Below are 19,693 nucleotides of genomic sequence, written 5' to 3' on the forward strand. Positions count from 1 at the left end.
AGCAATGACGCGATCGCTACCCGACTTGTCCATGCTTCCTACCTTTGTCGGCGCGGATTCTGATTTCTTTTAAAGAAAAATGGAACTTTTTTATTTTTAATTGTCACTGTCGTTTCCTCTTGGCGACGAACGGCGTAAAAAGCCCGTCCTTGACGCACCAACATGAAACTATTTTCACCGGGAAACCTTCGTTTGCCTCCCCGGACTAACCCTACAAGCGGCACTGGGCTATAAAATGGGCCACCCTGTTTACGAATTAAGGAGCACCTCTACATGCAACTCGGGATTGTTGGACTAGGCCGCATGGGCGGCAACATCGCACGTCGACTGATGCTCAATGGCCACACGACAGTCGTTTACGATCGCGATGAGCAGTCTCGCACCGTGCTCGCCAACGAAGGTTCGACGCCGGCCACAGACCTCAAGTCACTGGTCGCTGCGCTGGATAAACCGCGAGCCGTCTGGGTGATGCTGCCAGCGGGCGCTCCGACCGAAGACACCATCAACGTGCTGGCTGACCTGCTCGATAAAGATGACGTGATCATCGACGGCGGCAACACGTTTTATAAAGACGACGTGCGCCGCTCCCATGCGTTGAAGGAAAAAGGCTTGCACTACGTTGATGTTGGCACGTCCGGCGGTGTCTGGGGCCTGGAGCGCGGCTACTGCATGATGATCGGCGGTGAAACCGAGGTGGTGAACCGCCTTGATCCGCTGTTCAAGACCCTCGCCCCTGGCATTGGCAGCATTCCCCGCACCAAGGACCGCGCCAAGGACGCTGACCCTCGCGCCGAGCAGGGCTACATCCACGCAGGCCCCCCGGGCGCCGGTCACTTCGTCAAGATGATCCACAACGGCATCGAGTACGGGATGATGCAGGCCTTCGCCGAAGGCTTCGATATTCTCAAGACCAAGAACTCGGAAAACCTGCCTGAAGATCAGCGCTTCGATCTGAACATGGGCGACATCGCCGAAGTCTGGCGTCGCGGCAGTGTCGTCTCCTCCTGGCTGCTGGACCTGACCGCCGACGCGCTGGCGACCGATCCTCAGCTCAATGCCTATTCCGGCTCTGTGGCCGACAGCGGTGAAGGCCGCTGGACCATCGAAGCCGCGATGGAGCAGGCCGTACCGGTCCCGGTGCTGTCCACTTCTCTGTTTGCCCGCTTCCGCTCCCGTCAACAAAGCACGTACGGCGACAAGATGCTCTCCGCCATGCGTTTCGGTTTTGGTGGTCATAAGGAACCAAAATAATGGGTTTAACCCGAAGCAAGCAAAAGGCTGCGGTCGCTCCGGCGACCACTCTGTTCCTGTTTGGCGCCCACGGCGACCTGGTCAAACGGCTGTTGATGCCGGCCCTCTACAACCTGTTCCGTGACGGACTGGTCGGTGAGGACCTGCACATCGTCGGCGTTGACCACAACACCGTCAGTGACGCCGACTTCGCCAAGAAGCTAGAGGATTTCATTCGCCAGGAGGCCGCCAGCAAGGTCGCCGAAGGCGGAAAAGAGCCTCTGGACCCGGCGTTGTGGGGCAGTCTGGCCAAGCGCATCACCTACATCACTGGCGATTTTCTCGACGACGGTACCTACGCGGCCATCGACGACAAGATCAAGAGCACCGGCACCCAAAACGCTGTGTTCTATCTGGCCACTGCGCCGCGTTTCTTCAGTGAAGTGACCAAGCGCCTGGGGTCGTCCGGACTGATGACGGAAGGCGACGATCATTTCCGTCGCGTGGTGATCGAGAAGCCATTCGGGCACGACCTGCCCAGTGCGGTGGCGCTGAATGCGTGCTTGCTGAAGGTGATGAGCGAGAAGCAGATCTACCGGATCGACCACTATCTGGGCAAGGAAACGGTGCAGAACATTCTGGTCAGCCGTTTCTCCAACGGCCTGTTCGAGTCGTTCTGGAATAACCATTACATCGATCACGTGCAGATCACGGCGGCGGAGACTGTGGGCGTCGAAACCCGTGGCGGTTTCTACGAAACCACCGGCGCGCTGCGCGACATGGTGCCCAATCACCTGTTCCAGTTGCTGGCGATGGTGGCCATGGAACCGCCCGCGGCGTTTGGCGCGGATGCGGTCCGCGGTGAAAAAGCCAAGGTCATCGGCGCCATTCGGCCGTGGTCAGAAATGGAAGCGTTGGCCAACTCCGTGCGCGGTCAATACACCGAGGGCACGGTGGGCGACAAGAAAGTCCCCGGTTACCGCCAGGAAGACCGTGTGGCCGAAGACAGCACCACGGAAACCTACGTCGCGCTCAAGGTCATGGTTGATAACTGGCGTTGGGTCGGCGTGCCGTTTTACCTGCGTACCGGCAAGCGCATGAGCGTGCGTGACACCGAGATCGCCATCTGTTTCAAACCCGCGCCGTACGCCCAGTTCCGGGACACCGACGTGGACAAGGTTGAGCCGAACTTCCTGAAAATCCAGATTCAGCCGGACGAAGGCATGTGGTTCGACCTGCAAGCCAAGAAGCCAGGGCCAACGCTGGACATGCAGACCATCGAGTTGGGGTTTGCCTATAAGGATTTCTTCGAGATGCAGCCGTCGACCGGGTATGAAACCTTGATCTACGACTGCCTGACCGGGGATCAGACCTTGTTCCAGCGCGCCGACAACATCGAAAACGGCTGGCGGGCCGTGCAGCCGTTCATTGATGCGTGGACCAAAGATGCTCACGTCGAGACGTATCAGGCGGGTGAAGACGGCCCGGCGGCTGCCGATGAGCTGCTGGCTCGCGACGGTCACAGCTGGCAACGCCTCGGATGAGTGAAGCCCCGCTCCCCCTCATCCGTTTCATGCTGTCGGACATCGATGGCACGCTGCTGCGGCCCGATCACAGCCTGAGTCAGGCCAACATCGATGCCGTTCGCCAATTGCAGGCCGCCGGGATTCGCTTCTCGGTGGCCAGCAGCCGTCCGCCCCGTGCCATGCGTCAGCAGATCGAGGCCCTCGGCATCGATCTGCCAACAGTGGCGTTCAATGGGGCGAACATCATCAACCCGGACGGCAGTCTGCTAAAAGCCCACCGCATCGACCCTGAGGCCGCGCGCATCAGCCTTGAGCTGTTCGCCGGAGAGAAGGTGTCAGTGTGGGTGTTCGCGGACGATCAGTGGCTGCTCGTCGACCCGCAAGGGGATTACGTCGAGCACGAGCGCAACACACTGGGTTACGACTTCGTGAAAGTCGATCACTTCGATGGTTACATCGACCGGATCGACAAGATAGTCGCCGCCAGCAAGGATTTCGAGCTGCTCAAGCGGCTGGAAGTCCAGCTCAATCCGCTGATCGCCCAGACGGCACGGGCGGCGCGTTCGCAGTCCTACTACCTGGATGTCACGGCGCTGGACGCCAACAAGGGCACGGCGCTGGAAACCCTCGCGCAAACGCTGGGGGTCGAGCTGGCCCAGACGGCGGCCATTGGCGATGCTGGCAACGACGTGGCGATGTTCCTGCGCGCAGGACTGTCGATCGCGATGGGGCAGGCTGAAACCGGGGTCAAGACCCACGCTCATTATGTGACGGGCAGCAATCTGGAGGACGGGCTGGCAACGGCCATCGAACGTTACATCCTGCCGCGCTGATTTGGCGTTGCATGGCCCCTTGGCGGGCAGATTCATCGTCCGCCAGGCGGGTTCATTACCTCAAAGACACCAGAAGGGACCTGTACCCCATGGCTGTACTGATTGAAGATTACGCGCTGCTCGGCAACTGCCGCACCGCAGCGCTGGTGGCCCGCGACGGGTCGCTGGACTGGCTGTGTTTCCCGCGCTTCGACGCCCCCGCCTGCTTTTCCGCCCTGCTGGGCGACAGCGACAACGGTCGCTGGAAGATTGCCCCCACTGACCCCAATGCCACCTCGCGACGCCGTTACCGCGAGGGGACACTGATTCTTGAGACCACCTTCACCACTGACACCGGCTCAGCGCTACTGGTGGACTTCATGCCGATGGCCGAAGAGAGCAGCGTGGTGCGCATGGTGATCGGTCTGGAAGGCCGCGTCGATTTCGCCATGGACCTGGCCATTCGCTTCGACTACGGCAGCACCGTGCCGTGGGTCGAAAAGCGCGAGCCCCATGTGCTGACCGCCGTTGCGGGGCCGGAAATGCTGGTGCTCCACACGCCCTCCGAGTTGCACCCGCTGGACCATCACACGGAAAGCCAATTCACTGTGCAAGCTGGCCAGCGCCTGGGGTTCGGCTTGTCATGGCAGGCGTCCCATGAGCCGGTTCGGGACGCGTTCGACATTGAGGAGGCGCTGGAACAGACCGAAAATTTCTGGCGTGAGTTTTCGGACCGCTGCCCTGATGTTGGTCCCTGGACCGCTCAGGTGAAGCGCTCGCTGGTCACGCTCAAAGCGATGACCTATGCGCCCACGGGAGGCATCGTCGCTGCCGTCACCACCTCGCTGCCCGAGCAACTGGGCGGCGAGCGAAACTGGGATTACCGCTTCTGCTGGCTGCGTGACGCCACCATGACCCTGCTGGCGTTCATGAACCTCGGCTATTACGAAGAAGCCACGGCCTGGCGCAACTGGCTGCTGCGCTCGGTGGCGGGCAATCCTGAGCAAGTGCAGATCATGTATGGCCTGGGTGGCGAGCGGCGGTTGCCGGAATATCAATTGCCCTGGCTGAGCGGCTATGAAAACTCCCGTCCCGTGCGCATTGGCAACGCGGCGGCGACGCAGATGCAACTGGACGTCTACGGCGAAGTCGCGGACGCCATGACCCAGGCCCTGAAAAGCGGCCTGCCTCGGCTGCCGCGCAGCACGGAAATCCAGAAGGTGATCATGCCGTTTCTGGAAAAGGTCTGGCATCTGCCTGATGCGGGTATCTGGGAAATTCGCTCCGAGCCTCGGCACTTCACCCACTCCAAAGTCATGGCGTGGGTGTCCTTTGACCGCAATGCGGGGGTGTTGGCCAAGAGCGACCACCCGGAAGACCGCGAGCGCGGGCGCCACTACCGGGAAATCGCCGATGAAATTCACGCAGACGTCTGCGCCCACGGTTATGACGCTGATCTGGGGAGCTTCGTGCAGACCTACGGCGGCAAGGAGCTGGACGCCAGCCTGTTGCAGATCGCGCTGACGGGATTCCTGCCAGTGGATGACCCGCGGGTGACCGGCACCGTGGCGCAGATCGAAAAAGCCTTGATGCAGGACGGCTTGCTGCTGCGCTACGACAGCGAGCGCAGCACCGACGGGGTTTCAGGGAGTGAAGGGACGTTTCTGGTCTGCTCGTTCTGGCTGGCCGATGTGTACGTGCTGCAGGGGCGCGATCAGGAGGCCAGCGACCTGTTTGATCGGTTGTGTGGGCTGTGCAATGACGTGGGTCTGTTGGCGGAGCAATACGACACACGGTCCGGACGCATGCTGGGCAATTTTCCGCAGGCGTTCAGTCACATTGGCATCATCAACACCGCGCTGAACCTGCACCGGGTCGTGTGTCCGGTCAAAACCCGCGCGGCGTCGGAACCGGATGTGCTGGTTGATTAAGCGGGAGGCATTGCAGAATGGCGCCGGATGTCTCCCTCAAAGTGAACTGCCTCGAACGTCTCGGGCAAGGTTGGCGTCCTCGTGTCTGTCGTCAGCGCGCCTTGCGAAACGTGAAATTAATCCGCTGCTCGCCCAACTGCGGGTGTTCAGCCTGTTTGATCGGCATCACCCCATGAAAACGCAAGCGGTCTTCGCCGCCCCAGGCCACCACATCCCCATGAAACAGCGGCACCCGCTGCGTGGCGTCGCTGCGCGCGTGTCCACCAAACAGAAACATCGCCGGGATGCCCAGCGAAACTGAGACCACCGGCCATTCATACCCCCGTTCGTTCTTGTCCTGATGCAGCGACATTTTCGCGCCGGGGATATAGCGGTTGATCAGGCAGGTGTCAGGTACGAAATCCTGAAAACCCGCTTCGTCCGACGCTTGTTGCGCCAGTTTCAGAAAAACCTCGGGCAAGGCAGGCCAGGGTTCGCCGGTTTGCGGGTCGATGGGGGAATAGGCGTAGCCCTGGTGATCGGTGATCCAGCCGTAACGCCCGCAACTGCTCAACGCCGCCGACATCACGTGTCCACCGGGGGTGACCATCTGGCGAAACGGCGCCTGGGTCAGCACGCTGTCGAGCGCCGGCAGCAGCCGGTCCACCCAGGGCAGGGCGAACCCGCGAAGGACCCACGAACGAGGGCCGATCTGTTCGTTGGCCTGCGGTTGTGGTGTGTCCTCCGCGAACAGGTCCAGCGTTGCGGGGGTAGTGCCCTTGCGGTGCATCATCACGGTCTTCCGGTCACAGCGCCTTGCTGACTTTCACGTCGCTGATCACATCATCGCTGCCACTGTGCATTTTCTGCAACGCGGCCAGCGCTTCTTCAGCGGACGGGGATTGCAGCAGGGCGAACTCGAAGCGGCGTTCGCCGTTGAGCTTGTAACTGATGGCATATTTCACGACGGGCGCGGACGTACTCACGATAGAATTCCTTGAAATCGGCAAAGGTCACAGGCGGTTGGACGAAACCACGAAACGTTCACGCAGCCTGTGATGAAGTGATCAGCTCAAGCGCGAGGAAGTGCGTCGCACGATCTTGATCGAATGGGTGAACGTGGTCTTGCGACCGCCGTGGCTGTCCATCTTGCGTCCAGCGGTGTCGATGGTGATGTTCCAGAAACCGGTGCTGGGCACAGTGATCTTGGCCGGGAAGCGGTCGAATGCGCCGCCGTGGTAAGTGTGGCGGCCGCCGTTTTTGAAGCTGCGGAAATTCGCATCGCTCATCAGACGGATGTTGCAGAGCTGGGAGCACTCGATGACGACCATGTCGTCTTCGTTGAGGTGCTCGCGCTGGTGTACGAATTTCATGGATGTCTCCGGAGACAGGGCATTCTCGAAAACCCGAAACGATAGCACGGACGACCCCTGGGTTGATGGCCGTGCGGATTTTTATTGCTGGGTGCGTGACGAAAAAAGCGCGAGCGTCGGGATTTAATCGAGCGTCGACGTGTCGTAGCACCTTTACTGGAGGGATTGTATGAAACTGGCTGTTGTAATGCTGGCGTTGGCGATGACAGGCTGCGCCAGTGTCGCTGACATCGAACACTCGCCCGCGACCATGAGCGTGATGTCAGGGAAAAACCCGCAGGAGTACGCCGAGTGCTTCGTCGCCAGAATCAATGACAGTCGCATGCCGCCCCAGATTGAACCTCACAAGGAAGGCTTGCGTGTGATCGTGCCACAGAAATTTTCCAGCGGGACGCCGACCGCCATTGTCGTCATCGAGAAACGCTCAGGCGGCAGCTCCATCAAGCTATTCGAGAGCGGTGGCAACAACCCTTTGCGGCCCAAGGACATTCAGCACGCCGTCACGGCCTGTATCTCGGGTGAGTAAGAAGCAGGCGAGTGACAGGGGAAAGGCAGGGCGCGTTTATTTACACATCACCAGCACAGTGCGAGTCTTATAGTTGCCGACGTCGACACCCAGGGTCTTGTCGGCTTCCTTGGGTTGCGGTGTGCCGTTGGTGCTGACGATGTTATAGCCGGTGCCTGCGCAGGAGGCGTCGGCCTTTTCATAGCAGGCCGCCCACGACATGGCCTCGCCCGAGCAATCGATGCTCAGGGCCTGCTTGCCATTTTTTAGATAAGTGCTTTGCGCGGTCGCGCAGCCAGTCAGGCCCAGTACGACGAGGACGAACAGGATCTTGGTCATTTCGAATGCTTCACGATGAGGGCCGGGGTTGAATAATCAGCCTTTCTGAGACTGGGCTGCTGTGCCATCGTTCCGGCATCACTGAACCTTTTTTTCTCGGAGCCTGAGCGGTTCAGTAAAGATTCAGGCCTCATTGCGAAGGCCTGAACCTGGCCACGAAGTCAGGACTTCTTGTCGGCGCGACGACGGGGTGCCGGGGTGTCCTGAAAGACCGATGCGACTTCGATGGCGCTGCTTTCGCTGGTGAAAGGCCCTGCCACGGCTTCCTCATCGTGACCTACCAGCCACCATTGGCCATCCTGCAGTTTCTTGATCTGGTAACCGTTTCCGCTTTTGACTTCCGACATCGATCCATCTCGACAAGTGATTCAGGCGCCCATGATACGGCGTAATGGCATTATTTTCCTACGCAAACGAATGATCGCGGCTACGCTTGAGCCTGTCATTTAACGGTCGTTTCGCGGGACCGGATGCCCGCGTACGGATGACATGACAGAGGGAGAGCGGAGCGCCTCGCGGTTGATCGTTTGCGCGACGTCCGCGACAGGTCTCTGGACGTTCGGTGGTCGCAATATCGAAAACTGAACGGAACTATCTCAGCGGCTGTTCCTCTACCAAGACATCGAATCGGCCAGTGGCAGGGGCATTGTAAGGTGATCGCCTCCTGATTAGACTGCGCCGCAACACCCCCAGCCCCATCAAGGACTTATATGATCAAGAAATGCTTGTTCCCTGCAGCCGGTTACGGCACTCGCTTCTTGCCAGCGACCAAAGCCATGCCCAAAGAGATGCTGGCCGTTGTCAACAAGCCGCTGATCCAATATGGCGTGGAAGAAGCACTGGCTGCGGGTTTGAACGAAATCTCCATCGTGACCGGTCGCGGCAAGCGCGCGCTGGAAGACCACTTCGACATCAGCTACGAGCTGGAACACCAGATCAAAGGCACCGACAAAGAGAAATACCTGGTTGGTATTCGTCAGTTGATCGATGAGTGCAGTTTCTCCTACACCCGTCAAACCGAAATGAAGGGCCTGGGCCATGCGATCCTGAGCGGGCGTCCGCTGATCGGTAACGAGGCGTTCGCTGTGGTACTCGCGGACGACCTGTGCGTGAACCTGGAAGGCGACGGTGTGCTGGCGCAGATGGTCAAGCTGCACCAGCAGTACAAGTGCTCGATCGTGGCGATTCAGGAAGTCGATCCGAACGAAACCAACAAGTACGGCGTGATCGCCGGTGAAGAAATCAAGCCGGGCCTGTTCCGCGTTACCGACATGGTCGAGAAGCCAAAACCGGAAGACGCGCCTTCTAACCTGGCGATCATCGGTCGTTACATTCTGACCCCGGACATCTTCGAAAAAATCGAACAGACCGAGCCAGGCAAAGGCGGCGAAATCCAGATTACCGACGCGCTGATGAAGCAGGCTGCCGAAGGTAATGTGCTGGCCTACAAGTTCAAAGGTCGTCGTTTCGACTGTGGTGGTGCAGAAGGCTACGTCGAAGCCACCAACTTCTGCTTCGAGCACTTCTACAAGACGGGCACGTCCCTGGATCCAGTGGTTGTGCCGACCAAGGCCAAGTAACTGTATCGCAGCACAAAGCCACCTTCGGGTGGCTTTGTCGTTTCTGCGCGCCAACCCTTGCCGAGCGCGTCGAAGTGGTTATGCTAGCCCTCCTGCCAAGGAGAAATTAATGAGCTACGACTTCGACCTTTTCGTCATCGGTGCCGGTTCCGGTGGTGTGCGCGCCGCGCGTTTTTCAGCAGGTTTCGGGGTCCGTGTTGCGGTCGCCGAGAGCCGCTATCTGGGTGGCACATGTGTCAACGTCGGCTGCGTGCCCAAGAAGCTGTTGGTGTACGGCGCGCATTTTTCCGAAGATTTCGAAAACGCAAAAGCCTTTGGCTGGACGCTTGGCGAGCCTGAATTCGACTGGGCCAGCCTGATCGCCAACAAAAATCAGGAAATCAGCCGCCTCAACGGTATCTATCGCAACCTGCTGAACAACAGCGGCGTGACGCTGATGGAAGGCCACGCGAAATTGCGCGGGCCCCATGAGGTGGAAATCAACGGCCAGGTGCACACCGCCGAACACATCATGATCGCGACCGGTGGCTGGCCGCAGATTCCGGACATTCCGGGCCGTGAGCACGCCATCACCTCCAACGAAGCGTTCTTCCTCGACACGCTGCCCAAGCGGGTGGTGGTGGTCGGTGGCGGCTACATCGCCGTCGAGTTCGGTTCCATCTTCAATGGCATGGGCAGCGACGTCACGCTGATGTACCGCGGCGAGCTGTTCCTGCGCGGCTTTGACGGCGGCGTGCGCGAGCATCTGCGCGAGGAGCTGACCAAGCACGGCATGGCGCTGCGCTTCAATTCGCAGATCGAAAAGATCGAGAAGCTCGCCGACGGCACGCTGGACCTGACCCTCAACGATGGCAGCACGTTCAACACCGATTGCGTGTTCTACGCCACCGGCCGGCGCCCGATGCTCGACAATCTGGGCATGGAGACGGTCAACGTCGAGCTCGACGACAAAGGCTTCATCAATGTTGATGACAACTACCAGACCAGCGAGCCGTCGATCATCGCCATCGGTGACATCATTGGCCGCGTACAGCTGACGCCGGTGGCCCTGGCTGAAGGCATGGCGGTGGCTCGGCGGTTGTTCAAGCCGGAGCAATACCGTCCGGTCGATTACCGTCACATACCCACGGCCGTCTTCAGCTTGCCCAATATCGGCACAGTCGGGCTGACCGAGGAAGAAGCGAAAAAAGGTGGCTACGATGTGCAGATCTTCGAGAGCCGTTTCCGTCCGATGAAGCTGACCCTCACCGACAATCAGGAGCGCACGCTGATGAAGCTGGTGGTCGATGCCAAGACGGACCGCGTGCTGGGCTGCCACATGGTCGGGCCGGATGCTGGCGAGATCATTCAGAGCATGGCCATCGCTATCAAGGCTGGCGCCACCAAGCAGATTTTCGACGACACCATCGGTGTGCACCCGACGGCCGCCGAAGAGTTCGTCACTATGCGCACCGTTACCCGTTAGTGTTTGATTCCCGGCCTCATGGATGAGGCACGGACCTGCAATCGTTGAAGGATGGACCCGTTTTGACCAGCAAGAGTTTTCCGGCATCCATGCCCCTGAATCCCATCGCGCCTGACGGCCAAACCACTGACGACCAAGGCCCTCACGATCAGGCGTCGACCCGCCCTGATGCGCTGGGCGAGAGCGAGCGTCAGTTCCGTACCCTGGCCGACAACATGAGCCAGTTGGCCTGGATCGCCGACCCCAGCGGCACGATCTATTGGTACAACGCCCGCTGGTACAGCTACACCGGCACCTCCCACGAAGCGATGATGGCCCTCGGTTGGCGTTCACTGCATCACCCTGACCACCTGGAACGCGTAGACACCCGCATGCGCCGCTGCTTCGCCACGGGCTCAATCTGGGAAGACACCTTTCCACTGCGGGGCAAGGACGGGTTGTACCGCTGGTTTCTGTGCCGCGCGCTGCCGATCCGCGACGAGCAGGGCAATATCACCTATTGGCTCGGGACCAGCACCGACATCACGGCGCAGGTCAGCGCCGAAGACGCGTTGCGCGAGTTGAACGAAAGCTTGGAGCGGCGCGTGGCAGAGCGCACCCGTGAGCTGGCCGAGATCAACGAGCGCCTGCAAGTGGAAATCAGTGAACGGGCGCAGGCCGAAGAAGCCTTGCGTCATGCACAAAAAATGGACGCCATCGGCCAGTTGACCGGTGGCATCGCCCATGACTTCAACAACATGTTGACCGGTGTGCTCGGCGCGCTGGACCTGATTCAGCGTCGGGTGGCGGCGGGGCGGGTGTCGGAAATCGACCGCTATATCGAAGCGGCCATGAGTTCGGCCAACCGCGCCGCGTCCTTGACCCATCGGCTGCTGGCGTTCGCCCGTCGCCAGTCACTGGACCCGCGCCCCGTGGACGTCAACCAGATGGTGGTGTCGATGGAAGAACTGGTGCGCCGGACGGTGGGCGAGAGCATCGAGCTGGAAATCGACCTGAACAGCGCGCTGCGATTGACCAACACCGATGAGCACCAGCTGGAAAACGCGTTGCTGAACCTGGTGATCAATGCACGGGATGCCATGCCCGAGGGTGGGCGTTTGCTGATCCAGACCGAGGTCATTCATGTCGCTGTCTTGCATGACGCCCTGACGCCGGGGGACTACGTGCGGCTGAGCGTGCAGGACACCGGTACCGGCATGTCGGCCGAGGTCATCGCCAGGGCGTTCGACCCGTTCTTTACCACCAAGCCGATCGGGCAGGGCACGGGGCTGGGCTTGTCGATGGTGTACGGCTTTATCAACCAGACCGGCGGGCAGGTCCAGATCGACAGTGTCGAAGGCCGGGGCACGCGGATCGATTTGTATCTGCCGTGCCATTTTGAATCGGCCGGGCGGCACCTGCCGCCGGCTGAGGATGCCGCGACGCCGAGGGCCGGGCAGGGTGAGCGGGTGCTGGTGGTCGAGGACGAGTCCGACGTGCGCATGCTGGTGGTCGATGTCTTGCGTGAGTTGGGTTACTCGGTGGAGGTCGCGGCTGACGGCCCCTCGGCATTGCCGTATCTGCAAGACGCGGGGCGCATCGATCTCCTCGTCACCGACGTCGGCTTGCCCGGCATGAACGGTCGGCAGCTGGCAGAAATCGCTCGCCAGCACCGGCCGCAGTTACGCGTGCTGTTCATGACCGGTTACGCTCGAAACGCCCAGGTGCGTGGCGATTTTCTGGAGCAGGGCATGGACATGCTGACCAAGCCGTTCAGCATCGACGACCTGGCGCAACGGGTTCGCGGGCTGATCGAGGCGCCTTAGGTCTGGGGCGTCTCCTGTCCGTCTGGACGCCCGGCGCGCGAGTTCTCCAGCGCGACTTCGGTCTTGATCAGAATCAGCTCCAGCACGCGATTCTGTTGATCGCGCTCGGTCAGGCGCGACTGAATCTTCTCGCTCTCGCTCAGCGCATTCTGCAGACGCTCCTGTAACAGCGCGCATTGAGTGTGGGCTTGCAAGTGCTGGTCTTTCAGCGCCTGGATCTGATCGTCCTTGTCCTGCAGCCTGGCAGCGCTGTCGTGGGCTGCCTGGGTCAGTCGCGCGTTCTCTTTCTGTTCCGTCTGCAGGGCTTTCTGACTCGCCAGCAGGGTCGCGGTCTGGGTGCCGAGTTTCGTCGTTTGGGCAGCGTGTCGCTCGATCAAGTCGGCAAGGCGGCGCTCAACGCTGTTCAAGTCGTCCTGCATGGCCTTCTTCTCAGCGTCGAGTCGGGCCTGCGCTTCGTCGAGCTGTTCCTGCGCCTGCGTTCTCAAACGTTGCGCCAGCCGTGCGACAAGGCTGTTCAGCTCGTCATCGATTGGTGCCGGAGAAGGGACGTTTGTCGGTCCGTCGAGTTCACGCATCAGGCGATGGATGGTGGATTTGGAGCCGGTGTTACCCAGTTCGATACGTATTGCATCGATGCTGGGGTTTTCGCCTCGAGCGATGATCGAAAGACGTGCAGCCTGCACATCTGCCTTGTTGATGCCGCTACGGGACATGACGACTCCTGAACAGTGGAATGAGTACGTATCACGGATTACGTATCACTAAAGCGCCGCATTTTGCGTCATTCCATGAAGGATGTCTGCGGTGGGTTGAACATCGTCGAAGGAACTGGGTAGGCTGGACAAAGAATCCACGAACGGGGTTCGCGAAGGTGTCACTGATTTCTTCTATTTATAGTGTGCCTTCATAGCGAAAACCAATCGCCGACATCAGGTTTGCCAATGAGCCTTAATCGGTGGTTGTGCGTAAGATCCTTCCCATCGAATTCAAATGCAGTTATTCAACCACCCTAAGGAGATCCACCCGATGCCTATCATTAACAGCCAAGTAAAACCGTTCAAAGCTACTGCTTTCAAAAACGGCGCTTTCGTTGAAGTTTCGGATGCTGACCTGAAAGGCAAATGGTCTGTGGTGTTCTTCTACCCAGCCGACTTCACCTTCGTCTGCCCGACTGAACTGGAAGACCTGGCTGACAACTACGACGCGTTCCAGAAACTGGGCGTTGAAATCTACTCCGTGTCCACCGACACCCACTTTGCTCACGCTGCCTGGCACAACACCTCGCCAGCCATCGGCAAAATCCAGTACACCATGATCGGTGACCCAACCCTGACCATCTCCCGCAACTTCGACGTGCTGATCGAAGAAGCTGGCCTGGCTGACCGCGGTACTTTCGTGATCAACCCAGAAGGTCAGGTCAAGATCGTTGAACTGAACGACGGCGGCGTTGGCCGTGACGCTTCCGAGCTGCTGCGCAAAATCAAGGCCGCTCAGTACGTCGCTGCTCACCCAGGCGAAGTCTGCCCAGCCAAGTGGCAAGAAGGCGAGGCCACTCTCGCACCTTCCCTGGACTTGGTCGGCAAGATCTAAGTCCTCATGTCAGGACCGGGGGCGATGAGCCCATAAGCACGTAAACCGCATCGCCCCCAAAAAACGCCCGGGCGGTCAACGCCTGGGCGTTTTTATTTCAAGCACTGCAGTTCAGACCCTGAATGTGAAGAAAAGGAAGCCGAATCATGTTGGACGCCAATCTTAAAGCTCAATTGAAATCGTACCTGGAGCGTATCACTCGCCCAATCGAGATCGTCGCGTCCCTCGATGACGGCGCTAAATCCCAGGAAATGCTGGCCCTGCTGAACGACGTCGTCAGCAGCTCCAATCAGATCACCCTCGACACCAATGGCAGCGATGCCCGCACGCCGTCCTTCGCCCTGAACAGCCCGGGCCAGAACATCAAGCTGCGCTTCGCCGGTTTGCCGATGGGTCACGAATTCACCTCGCTGGTGCTGGCGCTGCTGCAAGTCGGCGGCTACCCGTCAAAGGCCACCGAGGAAACCATCGAACAGGCCCGTGCCCTGACCGGTGACTTCAAGTTCGAAACCTACTTCTCGCTGACCTGCCAGAACTGCCCAGACGTGGTTCAGGCGCTGAACCTCCTGGCCGTGCTGAATCCAAACGTGCAGCACGTGGCCATCGAAGGCAGTCTGTTTCAGCAAGAAGTCACTGACCGTCAGATCATGTCGGTGCCGAGCATCTACCTGAACGGCGAACTGTTCGCCCAGGGACGCATGAATCTGGAAGAGATTCTGGCCAAGATCGACACCAGTGCCGGTGATCGTCAGGCCGAGAAGCTGAACGCCAAAGACGCTTTCGACGTGCTCGTGGTTGGTGGTGGCCCGGCCGGCTCCGCAGCAGCGATCTACGCCGCGCGCAAAGGCATCCGCACCGGTGTGGCCGCCGAGCGTTTCGGCGGTCAGGTGCTGGACACCATGGCCATCGAGAACTTCATCTCGGTCCAACACACCGAAGGTCCGAAACTGGCCGTTGCCCTTGAAGAACACGTCAAGGAATACGAAGTCGACATCATGAACCTGCAACGCGGCGATCAGTTGATTCCGGGCAAGGATGGCGCGCTGCACCAAGTCAAGTTCGCCAGCGGCGGTGTGCTGAAATCCAAAACCGTGATTCTGGCGACCGGCGCTCGCTGGCGCGAAATGAACGTGCCGGGTGAGCAGCAGTACCGCAACAAAGGCGTGGCGTACTGCCCGCACTGCGACGGCCCGCTGTTCAAAGGCAAGCGCGTAGCGGTGATTGGCGGTGGTAACTCCGGTGTGGAAGCGGCGATTGACCTGGCCGGGATCGTGTCTCACGTCACCCTGCTGGAATTCGACAGCTCGCTGCGTGCGGACGCCGTGCTGCAACGCAAACTGCACAGCCTGCCGAACGTGACCGTTTTGACCAGCGCGCTGACCAGTGAAGTGACCGGCGATGGGCAGAAGGTCAACGGCCTGCGCTACAAAAACCGCATCACCGGCGAAGAGATCAATGTCGAGCTGGAAGGGATCTTCGTGCAGATCGGTTTGCTGCCGAACACCGAATGGCTGAAAGGCACCATCGAATTGTCGCCCCGTGGCGAGATCGTGGTCGATAACCGCGGCGAAACTTCGATCCCCGGTATCTTCGCTGCCGGTGACGTCACCACCGTGCCGTACAAGCAGATCGTGATCGCGTTGGGCGAGGGTGCCAAAGCTTCGCTGAGCGCTTTCGATCACTTGATCCGCACCAGCGCTCCGGCGTGATGGCTGACTGAATCACCCGCAAAACCAAAAAACCTCATGAGCGATCATGAGGTTTTTTCGTGTTCAGCCGATTCGCATGCTTTTGAACCTGTGGGAGCCAGCAAGCCGGCTCCCACGGCCTTCGGCCAGAATCCGTGTCCAGCCCGGCGAATGACTATTCGGCAACCGGCGTCGGTTGGATGATTTCAACCCAATAGCCATCCGGGTCTTTGATGAACGCCAGGCTTTTCATGCGGCCATCGGTCAGGCGTTTCTGGAAGTCCACGCCCAGCGCTTCGAAACGGGCGCAGGCCACGTGAACGTCAGGTACGGAAATGCAAATGTGGCCGAAACCGCGCGGGTCAGTATTGCCGTTGTGGTAGGCAAAAGCGGGGTCGTTTTCGGTGCCGTGGTTGTGGGTCAATTCAAGAATGCCGGGAATGCCTTTCATCCAGACAGTGCGGGCAGCGGCGTCGGCCGGGATCTGCGCCTTGTCCACCAGAGCGAGGAAGTACAGGCTGAATTCGGCTTCGGGAAAGTCGCGCTTCTCCACCAGACTGAAACCCAGAACGCGGGTATAGAAGTCCAGTGAAGCGGTGATGTCCTTGACCCGCAACATGGTGTGATTGAACACGAATTGGGCCGTGGCGGCGTCCGGCTGAGCAGTGACGCCGGGAAATGTGTTCAGTTCGTGCAGACTCATGATGACTCCGGGTAATCCTGTAAATGTTGCACCATGATACGGGACGCAGACGCCGAGCCAAACCCGAAAGTGCGTCTTCAGTGTCGCGGGCCTTGTCGGCATGGCGAGCGTGGCTCAAACTTTCGGGCTCGACGTTCAGGTATCGCTCATGTTTTCCATGTTCCGTATGTTTGCTTTGACAGGTCTGTGTCTGGCCTTGGGTGCGAACGCCGCGCTGGCCGCGGATGCCATGATCGTCTGGCCCAGTGACTGGGAAGTCGAAGCCCTTCCACAGCCGGAGTCCAGCCCTGACCGGCCATCGGTCCAGATCCGTCAGCGGGCGGTGAAAAACGATGACAACGGTGATCCCGCCATGGTCGTCGAGTTGACTCAGACCCGCTTGCAACCCGGACACGACGTCAACGTTGAAGGCGTGCTGCTGGAGATGCGCAAGGCGGTTCAGGTCAATTTTGTGCGGGGTGGCTTTCAGAGCGTTTGCACGAAGATGAAAGACAGCACCTTGAGCGACGTTCCGGCCATGGAAACGACCTGCACCATTACGCAGAACGGTGCCCATGTCATGACGCAGACGCTGGTGGCGGCGGCCAATAAAGAAATGGCGTGGTCGTTGTCCTACGCAGGTTCGGCCGATGGCTATGCCGCAAACAAGGACGAGGTCCTGCGTATCAGGGACAGCTTGCGACTGAACGCAGTGCCATGAGGCCCCCCTCGTAACGAAAATGGCGGGCATAAAAGACAGGCATAAAGAAGCCCGCCGAAGCGGGCATGGGGCGCTAATCCTTTAGCAGTCTTCATCCTGTAGAAGTGGGTGTGAAAAAAACGTGAAGACATTTACACGCTTCACCCCTCAGCCCGCTATTTTGAGAATAGATTGATCTGAATCCTGTACAGGCTTAGTTCAGCTTGTACTATCGATGTCAGTAATAACACTCACGCATTACTCTTTTATATCGATGTCGGCATGGGCACAGCGCGGAGTGCCCGGTGTATGTAATCGGCTGGGCGTTATCACCCATTGGAACGATATTGAACGATGTTGGGCACGGCGGCAGTGTTCACGGTATTCACGCTGAATCCGTGAGCAAGCCCTGCTTTTGTGCAACAGGCGGCCATAAAAAAAGCCCCTGGGAAGGGGCTTCTTATAAGGCAACGGCTGAGTGCGTTATCGATCAACCCCGCAGCCAGCTGTCCACGGTTTCGGCACCGTATTGCTCTTTCCAGGATTTGAGTCCCCGGTGATTGCCGCCCTTGGTTTCAATCAATTCGCCGGTGTGCGGGTTTTGGTAAACCTTGACTACGCGGGCACGGCGGCGTTTAGGGCCCGCAGGTGCGGCGGCGGTGGCAGATGGATTTGGATCGAGAATGGCAATGACGTCACGCAGGCTCTTGTCGTAGGTGCTCATCAAGGCCTGGAGCTTCTGCTCGAATTCGATCTCTTTTTTCAGCCCGGCATCATTCTTCAGGTTCTCCAGCTGAGCCAGTTGCTCCTGAAGGGCTTTTTCTGCTGCGCGAAACTCGGCAAGTCTGGACAAAAATAGTACTCCGGCGGTAAATGGCTGTTGTCAGCCCGACGCAAGCAACATAGACGTTATTAAAGGCCTTGTGCTCATTGTGTGACTACCCCTCTGCGCCTTGACAATGTCTGCGGATGAAGAAACTAACGTTGAGCAGTCAGCGTTCCGTGGACCACGGGGTAGTTGTGATTCGCTACGGGGTAAATAATGCACGTTTTTTCCGAGTTGGAAAATAGGCAACGTGCATTTGTTATATGAAACTTCAGGCGCACAACAATCACGTCTGACAATTGACGCGCGAGCGACGCTTATCTTTGTAAGTAATTTCTCAAACTACGCGGCTATTGGAAACAGTCCGGCAGCGACGGCCACAAGTGGCCCTGTTCGCTATAACCCCTGTTGAAGCGCCGGATCATCAGGGTTCAACTGCTCCAGCTCGGCGAGCAATACCTGTACTTTCTGCAATTGCCCTGTTTCCTTCCAGTAGCGGATGAGCAATATCCTCGCGCTGCGATTCGCGGGCTGACGTTGCAGGATGTCTTCCAGTTGTCGTTGCGCGGGTTCGACCTGCTGTAAGTCGTGCAGCGCGACCGCGAGTTCGAACCGATAGGCGGTGTTTTCGGGTTCCAGCTCCACCGCTTTGGCCAATGCCAGCAATGCGTATTCATTTTGGTGGTGACGCAACAGCCACTGGCCCAGTGCATGCTGCAACAGCGAGGATTGCGGGTGTTTTTCTTGCAGCGACGCCAACAGCTGCCGGGAACGGTCCGTTTCCCCTTGTTGGTCCAGCAGTTGCACTTGGGCGAGGCCCGCCTGGAGGTTATTGGGTTCCAGTTTCAATGCCAGATCGAGGGCGTCTGCGGCCCGACGAATATCGCCCCGATTGATCAACAGTTTCGCCAGTTGCAACTGGCTCTGGCCGCTGGGCGGCTGAGAGGCGAGGGTGCTTTCGTACTGCTCGGCGGCTTCCTGGAGGGCGCCGTAATAAAGCCCGATATCGTCAGGCGTCAGGCCCTGCAAGGCGCGAACGGCGCTGAAGCGAACGCCTTGGTCGGGGTCGTCCAGCAAAGGGCCGATCAGCAGGCTGCGCTGGGCTTCGGGGACGATGGCGGTGACCGTGTCGATGGCGGCCTGCTGGACCAGTGGCACCTGACGTTTGAGGTCCGCATCGAGAATTTTTAAGGCTTGTGCGCTGGGGTAATTCGCCAGCTCAACGAGCAGACCCGCCCTGCGAATATCGGACAGGTCAGTGCGGCTGAATTGCTGATAAAGGACGCGAGCTGCGCCGGGCTTGCCGTCATGGGCCTGTTCAAGGGCTTCGGCGTAACTGTGATTGACGACGGGCGGCGGGGGCGGTGCATGCCAAGCGCGCACGAGCCATCCCAGGGCGACGATGGTCGCGACGATGGCGGCTGTAATCGCTATCTTCCAGCGGCGCCGGGCGTTCGGATGCCGTGGAGAGTGCTGCGAAGACGCTTTTGACATACCGATTTCCGTTTCTGCGTGGACAGCAGCTTCGGGGAGTCGTGGGCGGGTGTCAAACGGGAATGGTGTTTACCCCCGGTCTTTCCCGACCGCGACTTCCGTGATCGCTATCGTCGGCAAGCCGGGCGGCTACGAGATTCGCGTCATTCGCAGAACCCAGGCAACCCA

19 protein-coding genes and 1 pseudogene are annotated in these 19,693 nt (G+C 59.3%); 11 read left to right on the forward strand and 9 right to left on the reverse strand.

What is annotated here, in order from left to right:
- Nucleotides 1–273: 273 nt before the first annotated feature.
- The 4 genes from gnd (at nucleotide 274) to ACIQAL_RS05520 (ending at nucleotide 5,499) form a co-directional block, all read left to right on the forward strand.
- Nucleotides 274–1,251, forward strand: coding sequence for a phosphogluconate dehydrogenase (NAD(+)-dependent, decarboxylating) (gnd, locus tag ACIQAL_RS05505; protein WP_401143335.1), 978 nt, complete (start codon nucleotides 274–276; stop codon nucleotides 1,249–1,251).
- Entirely contained in the window at nucleotides 1,251–2,774 is a 1,524-nt protein-coding gene (zwf, locus tag ACIQAL_RS05510) for a glucose-6-phosphate dehydrogenase (protein ID WP_401143337.1), read from the forward strand. The genes gnd and zwf overlap by 1 nt, the downstream gene beginning before the upstream one ends.
- Nucleotides 2,771–3,589 (forward strand): HAD family hydrolase, encoded by an 819-nt coding sequence (locus ACIQAL_RS05515; RefSeq protein WP_401143339.1) that lies wholly within the window; start codon nucleotides 2,771–2,773, stop codon nucleotides 3,587–3,589. The genes zwf and ACIQAL_RS05515 overlap by 4 nt, the downstream gene beginning before the upstream one ends.
- Before the next feature lie 89 nt (nucleotides 3,590–3,678).
- Nucleotides 3,679–5,499, forward strand: a complete 1,821-nt coding sequence (locus ACIQAL_RS05520) for a glycoside hydrolase family 15 protein (protein ID WP_401143342.1) — start codon at nucleotides 3,679–3,681, stop codon at nucleotides 5,497–5,499.
- A 91-nt stretch (nucleotides 5,500–5,590) separates the two neighbouring features.
- Here ACIQAL_RS05520 and alkB read toward each other — a convergent pair whose 3' ends face one another.
- The 3 genes from alkB to ACIQAL_RS05535 form a co-directional block, all read right to left on the reverse strand.
- Nucleotides 5,591–6,268 (reverse strand): DNA oxidative demethylase AlkB, encoded by a 678-nt coding sequence (gene alkB, locus ACIQAL_RS05525; RefSeq protein ID WP_401143747.1) that lies wholly within the window; start codon nucleotides 6,266–6,268, stop codon nucleotides 5,591–5,593.
- 16 nt (nucleotides 6,269–6,284) lie between these two features.
- On the reverse strand, nucleotides 6,285–6,464 hold the full coding sequence (locus ACIQAL_RS05530) for a hypothetical protein (RefSeq protein ID WP_166597720.1): 180 nt from the start codon (nucleotides 6,462–6,464) through the stop codon (nucleotides 6,285–6,287).
- Nucleotides 6,465–6,545: 81 nt separating this feature from the next.
- Nucleotides 6,546–6,851, reverse strand: coding sequence for a DUF1883 domain-containing protein (locus ACIQAL_RS05535; RefSeq protein ID WP_166597721.1), 306 nt, complete (start codon nucleotides 6,849–6,851; stop codon nucleotides 6,546–6,548).
- A 169-nt stretch (nucleotides 6,852–7,020) separates the two neighbouring features.
- Here ACIQAL_RS05535 and ACIQAL_RS05540 point away from each other — a divergent pair, with 169 nt between their 5' ends.
- Entirely contained in the window at nucleotides 7,021–7,377 is a 357-nt protein-coding gene (locus ACIQAL_RS05540; protein ID WP_401143346.1) for a hypothetical protein, read from the forward strand.
- A gap of 36 nt (nucleotides 7,378–7,413) precedes the next feature.
- Here ACIQAL_RS05540 and ACIQAL_RS05545 read toward each other — a convergent pair whose 3' ends face one another.
- A complete protein-coding gene (locus tag ACIQAL_RS05545; protein WP_401143349.1) occupies nucleotides 7,414–7,695 on the reverse strand; it encodes a hypothetical protein in 282 nt (93 codons plus the stop codon).
- Nucleotides 7,696–7,856: 161 nt separating this feature from the next.
- Complete coding sequence (locus ACIQAL_RS05550) at nucleotides 7,857–8,042, reverse strand: hypothetical protein (protein ID WP_401143351.1); 186 nt, start codon at nucleotides 8,040–8,042, stop codon at nucleotides 7,857–7,859.
- Between the two features lie 363 nt (nucleotides 8,043–8,405).
- Here ACIQAL_RS05550 and galU point away from each other — a divergent pair, with 363 nt between their 5' ends.
- The 3 genes and pseudogenes from galU to ACIQAL_RS05565 all read left to right on the forward strand — a co-directional run.
- A complete protein-coding gene (gene galU / locus ACIQAL_RS05555; protein ID WP_401143353.1) occupies nucleotides 8,406–9,275 on the forward strand; it encodes a UTP--glucose-1-phosphate uridylyltransferase GalU in 870 nt (289 codons plus the stop codon).
- A 109-nt stretch (nucleotides 9,276–9,384) separates the two neighbouring features.
- Complete coding sequence (gorA, locus tag ACIQAL_RS05560; protein ID WP_401143356.1) at nucleotides 9,385–10,740, forward strand: glutathione-disulfide reductase; 1,356 nt, start codon at nucleotides 9,385–9,387, stop codon at nucleotides 10,738–10,740.
- A 170-nt stretch (nucleotides 10,741–10,910) separates the two neighbouring features.
- Nucleotides 10,911–12,545 (forward strand): annotated as a pseudogene (locus tag ACIQAL_RS05565) (response regulator); the annotation flags it as partial.
- On the opposite strand, the gene ACIQAL_RS05570 reads toward ACIQAL_RS05565, so the two are convergent.
- Nucleotides 12,542–13,258 (reverse strand): DNA-binding protein, encoded by a 717-nt coding sequence (locus ACIQAL_RS05570; protein ID WP_401143359.1) that lies wholly within the window; start codon nucleotides 13,256–13,258, stop codon nucleotides 12,542–12,544. The pseudogene ACIQAL_RS05565 and the gene ACIQAL_RS05570 sit on opposite strands and share 4 nt — an antisense overlap.
- A 313-nt stretch (nucleotides 13,259–13,571) precedes the next feature.
- Between ACIQAL_RS05570 and ahpC the strand changes: the two genes are divergently transcribed.
- The gene (gene ahpC, locus ACIQAL_RS05575; RefSeq protein WP_166597729.1) at nucleotides 13,572–14,135 is read left to right on the forward strand and encodes an alkyl hydroperoxide reductase subunit C; all 564 of its coding nucleotides are present in this window, start codon (nucleotides 13,572–13,574) and stop codon (nucleotides 14,133–14,135) included.
- Between the two features lie 146 nt (nucleotides 14,136–14,281).
- On the forward strand, nucleotides 14,282–15,844 hold the full coding sequence (gene ahpF / locus ACIQAL_RS05580; RefSeq protein ID WP_401143362.1) for an alkyl hydroperoxide reductase subunit F: 1,563 nt from the start codon (nucleotides 14,282–14,284) through the stop codon (nucleotides 15,842–15,844).
- A gap of 154 nt (nucleotides 15,845–15,998) precedes the next feature.
- On the opposite strand, the gene gloA is transcribed toward ahpF, so the two are convergent.
- Nucleotides 15,999–16,526: a lactoylglutathione lyase gene (gene gloA, locus ACIQAL_RS05585; RefSeq protein ID WP_341958332.1), complete on the reverse strand. Its 528-nt coding sequence runs from the start codon at nucleotides 16,524–16,526 to the stop codon at nucleotides 15,999–16,001.
- Nucleotides 16,527–16,674: 148 nt separating this feature from the next.
- On the opposite strand from gloA, the gene ACIQAL_RS05590 reads away from it, so the two are divergent.
- Nucleotides 16,675–17,226, forward strand: a complete 552-nt coding sequence (locus ACIQAL_RS05590; RefSeq protein ID WP_401143365.1) for a DUF4946 domain-containing protein — start codon at nucleotides 16,675–16,677, stop codon at nucleotides 17,224–17,226.
- 469 nt (nucleotides 17,227–17,695) lie between these two features.
- Here ACIQAL_RS05590 and ACIQAL_RS05595 read toward each other — a convergent pair whose 3' ends face one another.
- Together ACIQAL_RS05595 and ACIQAL_RS05600 are read right to left on the reverse strand one after the other, a co-directional pair.
- Complete coding sequence (locus ACIQAL_RS05595) at nucleotides 17,696–18,058, reverse strand: histone-like nucleoid-structuring protein, MvaT/MvaU family (protein WP_166597733.1); 363 nt, start codon at nucleotides 18,056–18,058, stop codon at nucleotides 17,696–17,698.
- Between the two features lie 369 nt (nucleotides 18,059–18,427).
- Nucleotides 18,428–19,525 carry a tetratricopeptide repeat protein gene (locus tag ACIQAL_RS05600; RefSeq protein ID WP_401143369.1) on the reverse strand — a complete coding sequence of 366 codons (1,098 nt, stop codon included), beginning with the start codon at nucleotides 19,523–19,525 and terminating at the stop codon, nucleotides 18,428–18,430.
- Between the last annotated feature and the right edge of the window lie 168 nt (nucleotides 19,526–19,693).

The sequence above is a fragment of the Pseudomonas sp. NPDC088368 genome (genome assembly GCF_044753445.1).
GTDB lineage: Bacteria > Pseudomonadota > Gammaproteobacteria > Pseudomonadales > Pseudomonadaceae > Aquipseudomonas > Aquipseudomonas bambusae.

Bases quoted from the DNA above. Each gene is read 5' to 3' on its own strand.
- gnd (WP_401143335.1), top strand. From the start codon at position 274: ATGCAACTCGGGATTGTTGGACTAGGCCGCATGGGCGGCAACATCGCA.
- zwf (WP_401143337.1), top strand. From the start codon at position 1,251: ATGGGTTTAACCCGAAGCAAGCAAAAGGCTGCGGTCGCTCCGGCGACC.
- ACIQAL_RS05515 (WP_401143339.1), top strand. From the start codon at position 2,771: ATGAGTGAAGCCCCGCTCCCCCTCATCCGTTTCATGCTGTCGGACATC.
- ACIQAL_RS05520 (WP_401143342.1), top strand. From the start codon at position 3,679: ATGGCTGTACTGATTGAAGATTACGCGCTGCTCGGCAACTGCCGCACC.
- alkB (WP_401143747.1), bottom strand. From the start codon at position 6,268: ATGCACCGCAAGGGCACTACCCCCGCAACGCTGGACCTGTTCGCGGAG.
- ACIQAL_RS05535 (WP_166597721.1), bottom strand. From the start codon at position 6,851: ATGAAATTCGTACACCAGCGCGAGCACCTCAACGAAGACGACATGGTC.
- ACIQAL_RS05540 (WP_401143346.1), top strand. From the start codon at position 7,021: ATGAAACTGGCTGTTGTAATGCTGGCGTTGGCGATGACAGGCTGCGCC.
- ACIQAL_RS05545 (WP_401143349.1), bottom strand. From the start codon at position 7,695: ATGACCAAGATCCTGTTCGTCCTCGTCGTACTGGGCCTGACTGGCTGC.
- ACIQAL_RS05550 (WP_401143351.1), bottom strand. From the start codon at position 8,042: ATGTCGGAAGTCAAAAGCGGAAACGGTTACCAGATCAAGAAACTGCAG.
- galU (WP_401143353.1), top strand. From the start codon at position 8,406: ATGATCAAGAAATGCTTGTTCCCTGCAGCCGGTTACGGCACTCGCTTC.
- gorA (WP_401143356.1), top strand. From the start codon at position 9,385: ATGAGCTACGACTTCGACCTTTTCGTCATCGGTGCCGGTTCCGGTGGT.
- ACIQAL_RS05570 (WP_401143359.1), bottom strand. From the start codon at position 13,258: ATGTCCCGTAGCGGCATCAACAAGGCAGATGTGCAGGCTGCACGTCTT.
- ahpC (WP_166597729.1), top strand. From the start codon at position 13,572: ATGCCTATCATTAACAGCCAAGTAAAACCGTTCAAAGCTACTGCTTTC.
- ahpF (WP_401143362.1), top strand. From the start codon at position 14,282: ATGTTGGACGCCAATCTTAAAGCTCAATTGAAATCGTACCTGGAGCGT.
- gloA (WP_341958332.1), bottom strand. From the start codon at position 16,526: ATGAGTCTGCACGAACTGAACACATTTCCCGGCGTCACTGCTCAGCCG.
- ACIQAL_RS05590 (WP_401143365.1), top strand. From the start codon at position 16,675: ATGTTTTCCATGTTCCGTATGTTTGCTTTGACAGGTCTGTGTCTGGCC.
- ACIQAL_RS05600 (WP_401143369.1), bottom strand. From the start codon at position 19,525: ATGTCAAAAGCGTCTTCGCAGCACTCTCCACGGCATCCGAACGCCCGG.